Raw genomic sequence first — 12,081 nt, forward strand, 5'->3', positions numbered from 1 at the left:
GCCCTCCGGTCCGGGAATTGCTACCTCCTTCCCACAAGGAGTTTCCCCCATGCTGACCTATGATGAAATTGTAAGCAACTGGTTACCCCGTTACACCGGAATGGAGATCGACCAATTCGGTGACTATATTTTACTAACCAACTTTTCCAGCTATGTTGAAAAATTCGCCGAGCGCTTCAACGCCGACATCTACGGCGAAGGTCGACCGATGCAAGCGGTTACGAACAATAAAGGACTGAGCATCATCAACTTCGGCATCGGCTCACCCAATGCCGCGACGATCATGGATTTGCTCAGCGCCCGCATGCCAAAAGGGGTGTTGTTTCTCGGCAAGTGCGGCGGACTAAAGCGGACCACAGAAATCGGACACTTTGTGTTACCCATCGCAGCAATACGCGGCGAAGGTACCAGTAACGACTATTTTCCGCCCGAGGTGCCGGCGCTACCGTCGTTTAAATTACACAAATTTGTTTCGCAAACCATAAGTGAATATGGTCACGAATATCGCAGCGGCGTGGTTTACACGACTAATCGTCGAGTATGGGAACACGATACGGATTTTAAAGAACGCCTGCGCGGCCTGCGTACCGTCGCCATTGATATGGAAACAGCGACCGTATTTATCGTGGGTCATGCCAATGAGATTTCGCGCGGCGCCTTGCTACTGGTCTCCGATGTGCCGGTAATACCGGAAGGCGTCAAGACCGAGGAATCGGATCGCAAGGTCACCCAAAAGTGGGCCGACATCCATCTCAATATCGGCATAGACGCGATGACGGGAATCGGCAGCAAGGGCGAGAAGATCAAACACTTTACGTTTTGAACCACGCTTACTGGCTTACGCTTATCGCCCCCGCCTGTACCGAGATTGTCATCGGATCTAGCCATGCATCGCGTTTTATATCCAACGCTGTCGCTTCCAGATAATAGTTATTCGCCACAGGCGTGTTTGCATCGACAGTCAAGACAACGCTTATTTCGCCCGAAGTCTCCAGAGCATCGACTGCTGCATACTGCACCCGGGCGTATACGTCTTGTCCATCACTCAATTCCAGTAGCAAATCGTGCGTGGAAAAATCCACGCCCGAATACGTCAGCGTTGCCGTGATTTCCCCACCGGCGTTTACCGTCGTCGCGAAGTTGCTAATGCCTAACACCGGAGGCGCAACACTATTCGCGCTTATCTGTACCGGGTTGCCTGCGGATTTTACCACCAGGGTACGCGGGTCACTCCAGCCGTCACGCAATTTATCCAGCGCCACCAATTCGATATAACAGTCGCTACAAGGCTGCGTCTGCCAGGCGACCGGAATATTGAGTGTTAAGGTCGACTGTGCATCACCTTGAACAATTTCCATAGCGCTTTTTGTTTCCTGCGCGTTACGTAGCACTATCTGCAGACTATGGGTATTGAAATCCACCTGACTATAACTAATGTCGACGGACAAATAGTTTCCGCTGACAATTTGTTGCGTATACGTGTCGATACTCAATTGCGGTAAGGCGACACTCGACGCAGTCACTGTGACCGGACTCGACACTAATTCCTGGGAATAAATCGCCTGACCACTGCTGGCGGCGTCCAGAGAAACCATCGCCCACCCCAACACATAATCCTGCGCTGCCGCACTCGCCCAAGGCATGGGAATACGCAGTTGTTGCGCACCATCGGCCGCCGTAGGCAGGGCAACAAACTCATAGACACCACTGCTGCTGCGCAGATAAACCTGTAATTCAAAACGGTCGAAAGCGACATTCTGGTGCGCGACATCAACGACAAAATAGTCACCGGCGGCGACGCTTGTTGCGGCCGGCGTCAAAGTAATTTGTGGTAAATCCGGGTTGGCCTGAATCTGCAAAACATATTGCTCAGATTCATGAAAAATCGTCATTGGACTGTCCCAGCCATCGGTCCGCGATACCACTGCCCAGGCCCAGCGATAACTACCTGCCGTGGTATCCATCGCCAGCGGAATCTGTAACTGCTGCGTACCGCTACCGCTCACGTCCAGTTCCAGATCAAAACTGGCGCCGGAAGCATCCATGATGTAAACCAAAAACTGATGACTGGTGCTAGGCGGAATATTGCTATAGCCAATTTCGATAGTGGCAGGACTGCCTGCCGTCACCTGGCTATCCGCCTGCACAATCGTCACCGACGGAAACGGCACTGGAACACTGAGAGTAATCAACTGAGTATCGTCGATAATCATGGTGCCGGGGTCATCCCAACCACCACTATTGGACACCGCCGCCACTGATACATAGTAATCGCTGCCAGCAGTCGCCTCCCAGTCTAAGGGAATTCTCACCGAACTATTACCCGTTGCGGCGGTATGCGTTGTACTCTCCTGGCCAATGACGCTACTGGCGTTTTTGATTTCCACATACAGGGTGAACAGGGAGGGATCGACATTCTGATAGGAAAAACTGACATCGGCATAGCCACCTGCATTTATGCTCGTGCTATGACTCAAAACGCTTAAACTCATTCCATCATCGGTTTCCTGAGCAGGCGTAACGGTAACAGGTAAATTACAGGCGGAAAGGATGATGAATAAAAAGGCCAGCATGCACAAACGCTTAGCGCTCAGGCGTGAATGAAACACTACCATATACTCCCCATATCAACGGTCTGCCGTTGTCTTTTGTTGTATTTGCCCGGCTATTATAGGCTAGCTGACAAGGCAAAAATAGCGGGACGAGGAGATATGGAATGCTTCCAGATATTCAAATAATCAGGCGTCCTGGCAACTAGAGATGGTGACTGTAAAAACGAGACGAAACCTGATTGCGCCCGTTCTTCTTGGCCTGATATAAGGCGGCATCGGCGCGGCCGATTAAGGCGATGGGATCAAGACCATCTTTCAACTCTGCAATGCCGATGGAAACGGTTACATCGGGAAGTGTATGTCCATCGGCATCCTCAATCACATACTGACTAATCGCAAGACGCACACGCTCGGCAATTTCCCGCGCCTCGATAATGCCGGCGCCCGGCAACAAGGCAATAAACTCCTCACCACCATAACGCGCGGCAAGATCTATGGAACGCAAGGTCTCCAACAACACCTTGGCAACACTTTTGATTGCCACGTCTCCAGCAAGATGACCGTAGCTATCGTTATAGCGTTTGAAGTGATCGATATCCAACATCATCAGGCTGAGTTTGTCTTGTTGTGTTGTCCAACGCGGCAAGGATTCATCCAACCATCGACGATTATATAAACCGGTCAGCGCATCGATCTTGGCTTCGTGTTTGTAGGCGCGTTTTTCTTCGATGCTGAGAGAAATATTCTGATTGCTATTGCGCACGCGCGCGCTAAGTAATAACAAAAGATTGCGCGCCAAGGCCTGTGAGTGATGTATCAGCGACCAGATAACCGTGTCACTGATTACCAGTAAACGGGTATCCATGTCGGCGTAGACAAAAGCGGAAACCGGCTCAGACTCCAACACCGACATCTCACCCACACAAGCGCCGGGATGAACATAGTTAAGCCTCTCCTCGCTATCACGTGAGAGTTTTACGGCAAGACGACCTTCGAGCACCAGAAAGAGCTGGCTATTGACTTGACCTGGCTCAAACAGCACTTGCCCGGCCTTTAACAACTGAACGCGAGAGGCATCTAACACACGCGCAAGAGTATGCTCATCCTCTCCTGCAAACAGCTGGGTTGCCTGTAGATCTTCTACAGCAGGTAGTACCAGATCGGCGAATGGAATGGATTCATCCAGCGTCATGATCAAATCCCTATGTATTGATATTGGCGTTGGTAGGGTATTGTTGACGAGTTAGCAGGCATAATCAATACTGTCGGGGCAAACAACCGCGTTTTCCTGGCGATTTTTCACCTATCACTCTCACTCATGGAGGAGTTAAACATGAGCGCACTATTCGCATACAAAAAACTAATAACGTCATTATTTACGTGCCTGTTGATGAGCGCCATGTTCATGACATCCGGCATCGCCGCTGAAAAAGGCAAGAACAAAGGCTTTGACCACAAGGCCATCGTCAAAGAAGCCGCAGAATTTCTCGGTGTAACCAGCGAGGAAATCGCCAAGGTACTGGCCAAAACATTTGAGGAACATGGCAAACCCAATGCCTATATCAAAGGCGAAGAAACCGCTGGCGCCTTAGGCGTCGGTGTCAGATTCGGCACAGGCGAGTTACACACGGTCGATGGACAGACACGACAACTGGAATGGGATGGTCCTTCTATCGGGTTTGATCTCGGCTTGAACACATCAAAGGTATTAATGTTGATTTACCATCTCGATTCACCGGATGACATCTTTAAACGTTTTCCTGGTGTTGAAGGCAGTGTGTATCTGGTGGCAGGAATTGGCATTAATTATATGAAATCCGGTTCCACAATTATTGCACCGGTGCGTGTCGGTGTTGGCTGGAGACACGGCGCCAATGTCGGATTCATCGATTTCAAAGACAAGCAAAAAAAATCGTCGATATAAATTAGTTGCCCGCAATGATTGCCCACGCACCCGGTGCATGGCAGTTTTCGCAAACCGTTGAGGAAAAAATGTGCGTCGGTGATTTTCCGGTCGCCGTCACACCGTTGTGACAGCTGAAACACGTGCCAACGACTTCTTGATGATCGACACGTATCGCTGGCACCCAGGCGTTGATTGTGTGGCATGCTTCGCATCGTCCGGTATTTGCGATGTGTGTTGGTGCAACTAAAGGCGGTGTCGTGTCGATGAGTGGTAGCCAAGCTTGTGTGGTGTGGCAGGCGTCGCATTCTTCCGTGTAACCAAAATGGCTTTCAGGTAAAACAGTTATCGCTAGAGTCGAACTCTTGTGACAACCGGAACATGTACCGATCACTTGAGTGTGGTCAACTACTAAATATGGGACCCAAGCAACACTTGAATGGCATGCAGTACAGTTATCGCTTGCAAGTATATGCGACATATTTTTTCCTGGTGCGATTACACCATTGTGGCAAACCGGGCAGGCCCAGAGATACTCGTTGTGATCGTTTGTGACAGCTGGACTCCATTGAATTGTATTGTGGCAGGCATCGCAGCTATTGGTTGTTGGCAAATGCGTATCTGTCTGTCCTGGAGCGACGATATTGTTGTGGCAACTAAAACAATCACCAAACACCTGCGTATGATCGACATTAGATACCGGTGTCCATGAACGATGGTCGTGGCAGGCTTCACAGGCGTAACTCGTGGGAAAATGAAAACTGGGTTGACCCGCTGCATAAATTCCATTGTGACAGATGACACAAGGTCCAAGGATTTCCCAGTGATCAATAGCTACCCCTGCAATCCACATTATTGTTGAGTGGCACGATTCGCAGCTATTGGTTGTAGGAATATGGGTTTCCGGTTTTGCACTTGCTGACACACCGTCGTGACAAGTAAAACAATTTCCACGCACTTCATTGTGATCGACCAAGATACTGCGATCGGCCTGATGGCAGGCAAGACAGTTGTCGCTAGTGGGAATGTGACTAGCGGGTTGAGTAATATCGGGCGTTACTACAATCGATGTAACCGGATTAAAGACATATTGGATTGCTTGTAGCGAACTACTGCGCCACAAACTATATTCACGCACGTTATTTTGAGTACTCGTCTGCGTCCAATAAATCCATGGCGACCGATCTTGACGAAAAATAAAGGCATAATCCTCTATTTCCTGGCCGCTACCCAAACTAACAACGGCTTCTGCTGGTAACCAGCCACCTAACGTGCTGTTCAAAACCATATTGAGACTATTCGCCGTGTTTGTGCTTTCCACCCAGGTAATGGCGTAGTGAGTGCTTTTCGCCGCATAGAGACGAGTTATTGCCGTTTTATCGAGGGGATCATTCAATCTTCGCAGAACCGGAGACCCATGGGTTACCGGGCCAAGCCAAGCCCCTTTTTCACGGCTGATCGAATTAACTGAAATACGACTGGTATCACCTTGAACCTTTTCTTCTACATAGGCAATCACGGGTGAATAGTACATACCGCCGATCTCGATTTCGTCACGTATGAAACGACCGGCTACTGGGGCTAAACCATCGACATATTTCAAGACCATCCACTGGCCTAGAAACTGGCTTACATGCAACACGGAATCTCCGTTTTGCGGGTGACGCATTTGTATGAAGACATCTGCCAAGGCCAACGGCACAGATATTTGGGCCTTCACTGCAACGACTTGATCGCTTGACGCTAACATGCCTTTTATCGTTTGAATATCCGTAGGCACCGGTTGCGATTGTTCGTTAACTGTCAAACTCAACACACGTTCCGTGCCAGCGCTGCTTCTTTCAAACCAAACCAGCATAGCACTTGTATTTGAAATCGCGGCGGGTTCTGAAAAAACCGACTGAATCACATCGGGTCGATTGATCACTGTTCTCTTGCGTCCACGTTGCTCAATGACAATATCAATTCCCGTTGGGCTAGGACGTGTCCAGAACAGGGTATCGCTGACATACCAAAGATTGGTTGCCTCTCCGAGCTCCCAAGGGACATTGGAAGATTGTATATCGGACTTAAAATACCACTGCCCTTGAACTTGCCAAGCCGCGTATGTTGTGTTGGTCAAACTATCAGAAAAGAATTCTAGCTCGGTAACGACACCAACATGTTCTGGTGGAAGAAAACTCGTTGTGCTAATTGCGCTGGAAATAGGGTCTACTTGAAATGCTTGTGTACGACTTGTTGATGTGCGCAAATTCCATGCGACTATGTCGCGATCTATTGTTGACGCAACTATCGGTCCTTGCGCTTGTACGTCTACGCCTGTGGCAAAACTTTGTGAGTCTATTTGGGTAGGCACACTCCAATTTACTGATGCTCGAGCACTAAGTAAGCCTGTGTTCCCTGTCGTAACGTATTCAGGAAAGCGTTCGCCACAGGCGGACAAAACACCTATAACTATTGCAACCCACAAGGTAATGTGTCTCAGTATTGCATTCATTACTATTTTCCCGAGTCTCTTTTTGTTTATTGCTGAACTACTTGGTTGTCGTATTTCTTTTTACACGACGAAACCAACTTCAATTTTCATATACCGCCAATTGCAGGCAACCAAGCACCTGTGCCATGACAGTTTTCACAAACATTTGATGCAGGAACATGATTCGCTGGTTTTCCGATAGCTGTCACGCCGTTGTGGCAACTGCTACACGCTCCTAACACTTCTTTGTGATCAACACGAATGACGGGTATCCAGGAAGTTATTGAATGACAAGCAACGCAGTTATCGGTCGTTGCGATATGTGTTGGCGGTAATCCGGGTGTAGGTTCAGGCAACTTGAGCGGTAGCCATGCTTTGGTTGTATGGCAGGCATCGCACTCTTCGCTTATAGATATGTGACTAGCTGGCAAACCGAAAGCTATACTATTGTTATGACAGTCACTGCAAACACCAATAACATAAGAGTGATCCACAAAAGTAACAGGCGACCATATGTCACTGCTGTGGCAAGTTTCACAAACTAAGGTAGAGGGAATATGCGAAGACGATTTTCCAGGCGCTACAAGCCCGCTATGACACGCATAACAAGGTGACAACTTTTCATCGTGATCAATAAAAATAACTGGCACCCATCTATTACTACTGTGACAACTTCCACACGAATTCGAGGAAGGAAAATGCCAAATTTCCTTTCCTGCTGCTAGAATATTGTTGTGACAATCTTCACAGATACCTAGAACTTCATCATGTGACACAGAAACGGATTTATCCGGAAGATGGCAACCAAGGCAGTTTTCGGAGGTTGGCAGATGATTCGACGGTTTTGACATCCCTGGCGTCACAACCATCGACGTTGTTCTATTACTAAAATCCGGTACCGAAACTGCCAAGGTGGTTGTACTATGATATATGTCAAATACAATCGCATTATTTTCTGGTCGTGATGTCTTCCAATAGATGTCTGCTTGATAAACTTGGTTACGTACTCCAATCGGACCCGCGATAGGTTTATTCTGACGAAGTAATACAGCGGGATTTTCCACGATACCGGCTCGATCGTAAGTAGCAATTGTCTCCGGCTGCGACCATAGACCGACAGAGTCGTTATGAACACTTTTCAACTCGCTGGTATTTCCTCGGTTTTCCACCCAAACCAATACATGAATCGGCCCCAGCGATACCCAGTCACCCTCTGTCCCAAAGGCCAGATCGAAATACGTCGAATACTCTGCATTTTGGGCGGACGAATTTGTACTACGCACAAGAGGAATACCATGGGACTGCGGCTCCCAACTACCACCCTTTATTGAGACTGTTTTAACGCTGGTTGTTATCGTATCTACACTGATTAGTTCTTCTATATACGCCAGCACTAAGCTTTCGAAATTGCCGGCTGCTTTGATCGGCCCACGAATGCCTCTATCAGGCATAGGCCCTAGACCAAAAACATATTTAGAGTCACTCCACTGGTTTCCATAGAAATTCGCTTGCGTCACAGAATCACCCAAAACGAAGTCGCTATACTGAACAAAGAAATGTGCTTCAACGCTTGGCGTAGATACGACGGTTTGTGCAAAAACTATTTCCCCAGTTGGGTTATCTTTCCTGCCAATTTCGATCACGGCACCGAAAACGGGTTGACCGTCAACGTTGATAAATGCACTAAAGTTGCGGGCAACGCCTAAGCTGTCAACTTCGACCCAATTCAGCAAAACACTTGTTGGTGAAAATTTCTTAGGCTCAGCAAAAATCGCTTTCGACACACCGTCACGTAGCAAAGTAGAACGAGTACCGACTATATTGCTCGTATAGATTCCAATTCCGGTTGCTGTGGTATTCCACCACACATATTGCCCATCTACCTCCCAACCTTCCTTCGCCAAGCCTAGCGAGACAGGATTTCCACCGGCGGAGACATCATATGACTTTAGTAACTCCCCATTGGAAACCCACAGCGCCGATGTCAAAGACGTAATTGAATTCAACTGAAATCTTGGTAATGTCACCGGCGCTGGCTGTTGTATCGACAGAAAATCGAAGGTTTGGGTTTGCTCGGACGTAAGATCATGTCGGGCAACACGAAACTGTTGGCTATTCGCCAACTGAGGTTCACTATTTCCTTGGTAGAGATTCCAGGCCAGCCAATTTTGTTCACTCGACGCGCCACCGACTACCGGGCCATGCAAATAGCCTGTGCTACCCGCTGGCAGAGTTTCCCCACCGATTCTTTGTGGCGCGCTCCATTCACTCAGACCACGTGAACTTATCTTCGCATCGCCAGGTGATTGAGTGTCGTACGTCGGGATGGTTTCATTCGCACACGCGTAGACCAAAATAAGCAGCACAACCAAGCCGAACGTATTCGTCCTAGTTGCCAATCCATTCCCACATATTGATGTGAATATAATCGCTCGTTTAGACCACGAGATTACAGACACTATGTTTCTCAGTTTTTGTATCATTCATTTTCCCTGAGATTGTTTTGCTATTTTGTAACGTTTTTCGTTTGTATTTATTTTTCTACAGCCCAAAAACAAAAATTTAAAACACTTTATAGACCTCCACCTGTTGCGGGTAACCAGGCACCTGTACCGTGACATCTTTCACAGGAATTTGATGCTGGCACGTGATTCACCGGCTTTCCTGTCGCGACCACGCCATTATGGCAACTGTTACAGGTTCCTATGACTTCTCGATGATCTACACGTATCACAGGAATCCAAGATGTGACTGCATGACATGCGGCGCAATTGCCAGTCGTGGCTATATGCGCTGGTGGCAAGCCGGGTGTGGGTTCGGTTTGTTTGACTGGAATCCAAACATCGGTGTAGTGGCATCCATCGCACTCCTCGATGATGGGAATATGTGTTGGTGACAAACCTTTTGCGATATTGTTGTTGTGACAACTGGAACATACACCGAAGACATCGGCATGATCAACCGTCGCTGCCGGCATCCAAGAAGTGATAAAGTGACACGCCTCGCAGATCATTGTTGTGTTTAGATGCAAAGATCCTTTACCTGGTGCGTCAATTCCATTGTGACAATCAACACAGAAGGACAATAATTGCGAGTGATCAAAAGTAATAATTGGATTCCAATAATTAGTGATGTGACAAGCATCACATACATTAGTGCTAGGTACATGCGAAATCAGTTTTCCCGAAGCCAAAACATCATCGTGACAATCCCCACACATACCCACCACGTCGGCATGCGAAACGAGAATTGATCTGTCTGGAAAGTGACAAGCGGCACAGTTATCAGATGTGGGCAAATGATTAGCCGGTTTCGTTGAGCCGGGCGTGACTACTATGGGGGTGCTAGGAGTTGCGACGAAAGGCGCTGCCAATGTAACCGTGGTAGTACTGTACTTGATATCAAATACAATCGCACTATTTGACGGTTGTGCATGTTTCCAGTAAATATCGGCAACTTGATTGCGGCTAAAAGCAAGTGTTGGGCTCTCGACAAAGCCATTATTGCTATAAGCGACGATTGTTTCAGGACTAGACCATCCAATTGACTTATCGGTGTGCTCACTCTTAAGTTCGCTGGTATTCCCACGATTCTCAACCCACACTAATACATATGAAAGGTTATATGCCAGATCGAGATAGGTAGCGTACTCTGCATTCACTGCTTTCGGATCGATACTACGCACCATCGGCACGCCATGGGCCGTAGGAACTCCCCATTTTCCGAAATTAGAAATCGTTTTAATATTGCTGGTGATCGTATCTGCATTGGTTAGTTCTTCAATATAGGCGAGCACAAATCCAATCGATCCGCCTGCTAACTTAATCGGCCCTCTTATTCCTCTGTCCGGTGTTGGTTCTAAACCGGTTACATAAGAAAAAAACTCCCACTGCGTTCCCGTGTATCGAACAGAGGCAACAGCATCACCTAGCACCGCATCGCTGTATTGCACAAAAAAATCCGCTCTAATCATAGGTGTCGAAACAAAGGTTTGCATCGAAGCTATATCGCTGTTTGCAATCTTGGGATTTCGAATCTCCTGCACGCTGCCAAAAGGCTGAGCGCTACTACCGTCAATCGCTACGCCAAAGAAACGCCTAACACCAAAATCATCGACCTCCATCCAATTCAACAACACCGTCGTTGCTGAAAATCGTTTCGGTGTTGCAAACATTGCCTGCGCGGCACCGGCACGCACCAAACGATCACGAATACCGGCTTCTTTATTGGTATAGATTTCAATGCCGGTGCTTGTCTTCGTCCACCAAACATATTGTCCATCGACATCCCAAGCTTCTTGTGCGAGCCCCAATGGCGTAGGATTTCCCGCAACGGAAATATCGCGCATCATGAACAACACGCCATTAAAAATCCACAAAGCAGAGGTCAAGTTAGTAACAGGATCGAAACGAAGTTGTGGTAGCGTGGTCTGCGTAGAATGTTGCGCGGGAAGAAATTCGTAGGTTCGTGTTTGCGCGGTAATTCGATCAAATTGTACTGTGGTGATACGTTGGCTGAACGCTGCGAGTGGATCATCGCTGCCTTGATAGAGGTTCCAGGCCAGCAAGTCATAGCCGTCCGCAGCACTGCTCACCACTGGGCCTTGCAGATACCCAGCATTGCCCGCGGATAGCGTGTCACCACCTACCTGGTGTGGCGCGCTCCATTCACTCAGGCCGCGTGATACGAGTTGTGTATCGTTTGACAAACGGGATTTTTGCGAGGGAATAGTCTCCCCCGTGCACGCAACCATAATGCCCGCAAAACCCATCAGCACGATGATGCCAAATGTGATCGTCCTAATCACAGGTTCTCCCCCAAACCATAGGTGTGATGAAGGTGCTAATCTGCTGCGGTGTGTATTTTTATGTATTCTTCGTCATACTTAGTCAGCGAACAGTTACGACGCAAAATCTAATTCGGAATATGTGTTTACCCGTGTAAACCGCGATTTTCCATTTGGTTTTGTCTTGCTCGCGTTTGCTAGCTAACTCATGCAAAAGATTTCTAATTTTTAAATTTAGATTAATTATGAGTACAACATACTGATTGGAGGGACTGAACCCAAAATGAAAATAGTGATTACTTCGCTCGGAATTCAAAGCGCTTGACTTATCATTTCAGGATTGCGAGCATTGACGTGGGATTAT

Annotated in this window: 7 protein-coding genes; 2 read left to right on the forward strand and 5 right to left on the reverse strand. The window is 48.0% G+C overall.

Annotated features, from left to right (window positions below):
* Nucleotides 1–49 precede the first annotated feature (49 nt).
* A complete protein-coding gene (locus tag OEZ43_11260; protein ID MDH5546165.1) occupies nucleotides 50–823 on the forward strand; it encodes an AMP nucleosidase in 774 nt (257 codons plus the stop codon).
* Nucleotides 824–830: 7 nt separating this feature from the next.
* Here OEZ43_11260 and OEZ43_11265 read toward each other — a convergent pair whose 3' ends face one another.
* Both OEZ43_11265 and OEZ43_11270 read right to left on the reverse strand, forming a co-directional pair.
* On the reverse strand, nucleotides 831–2,609 hold the full coding sequence (locus OEZ43_11265; GenBank protein ID MDH5546166.1) for a hypothetical protein: 1,779 nt from the start codon (nucleotides 2,607–2,609) through the stop codon (nucleotides 831–833).
* A gap of 145 nt (nucleotides 2,610–2,754) precedes the next feature.
* The gene (locus OEZ43_11270) at nucleotides 2,755–3,744 is read right to left on the reverse strand and encodes a GGDEF domain-containing protein (GenBank protein ID MDH5546167.1); all 990 of its coding nucleotides are present in this window, start codon (nucleotides 3,742–3,744) and stop codon (nucleotides 2,755–2,757) included.
* Between the two features lie 141 nt (nucleotides 3,745–3,885).
* Here OEZ43_11270 and OEZ43_11275 point away from each other — a divergent pair, with 141 nt between their 5' ends.
* Nucleotides 3,886–4,476: a DUF1134 domain-containing protein gene (locus OEZ43_11275; GenBank protein ID MDH5546168.1), complete on the forward strand. Its 591-nt coding sequence runs from the start codon at nucleotides 3,886–3,888 to the stop codon at nucleotides 4,474–4,476.
* 1 nt (nucleotide 4,477) lies between these two features.
* Here the strand turns inward: OEZ43_11275 and OEZ43_11280 are convergent, their stop codons facing one another.
* The 3 genes from OEZ43_11280 to OEZ43_11290 form a co-directional block, all read right to left on the reverse strand.
* Complete coding sequence (locus tag OEZ43_11280; GenBank protein ID MDH5546169.1) at nucleotides 4,478–6,952, reverse strand: hypothetical protein; 2,475 nt, start codon at nucleotides 6,950–6,952, stop codon at nucleotides 4,478–4,480.
* Between the two features lie 86 nt (nucleotides 6,953–7,038).
* A complete protein-coding gene (locus OEZ43_11285) occupies nucleotides 7,039–9,330 on the reverse strand; it encodes a hypothetical protein (GenBank protein MDH5546170.1) in 2,292 nt (763 codons plus the stop codon).
* A gap of 173 nt (nucleotides 9,331–9,503) precedes the next feature.
* A complete protein-coding gene (locus OEZ43_11290; protein ID MDH5546171.1) occupies nucleotides 9,504–11,738 on the reverse strand; it encodes a hypothetical protein in 2,235 nt (744 codons plus the stop codon).
* Between the last annotated feature and the right edge of the window lie 343 nt (nucleotides 11,739–12,081).

The organism is Gammaproteobacteria bacterium (assembly GCA_029881255.1).
In the GTDB taxonomy this organism is placed as follows: Bacteria; Pseudomonadota; Gammaproteobacteria; order S012-40; family S012-40; genus JAOUMY01.

What these genes read in the sequence shown, in the direction of transcription:
- OEZ43_11260 (MDH5546165.1), top strand. Translation starts at nt 50, where the DNA reads ATGCTGACCTATGATGAAATTGTAAGCAACTGGTTACCCCGTTACACC.
- OEZ43_11275 (MDH5546168.1), top strand. Translation starts at nt 3,886, where the DNA reads ATGAGCGCACTATTCGCATACAAAAAACTAATAACGTCATTATTTACG.
- OEZ43_11280 (MDH5546169.1), bottom strand. Translation starts at nt 6,952, where the DNA reads ATGAATGCAATACTGAGACACATTACCTTGTGGGTTGCAATAGTTATA.
- OEZ43_11270 (MDH5546167.1), bottom strand. Translation starts at nt 3,744, where the DNA reads ATGACGCTGGATGAATCCATTCCATTCGCCGATCTGGTACTACCTGCT.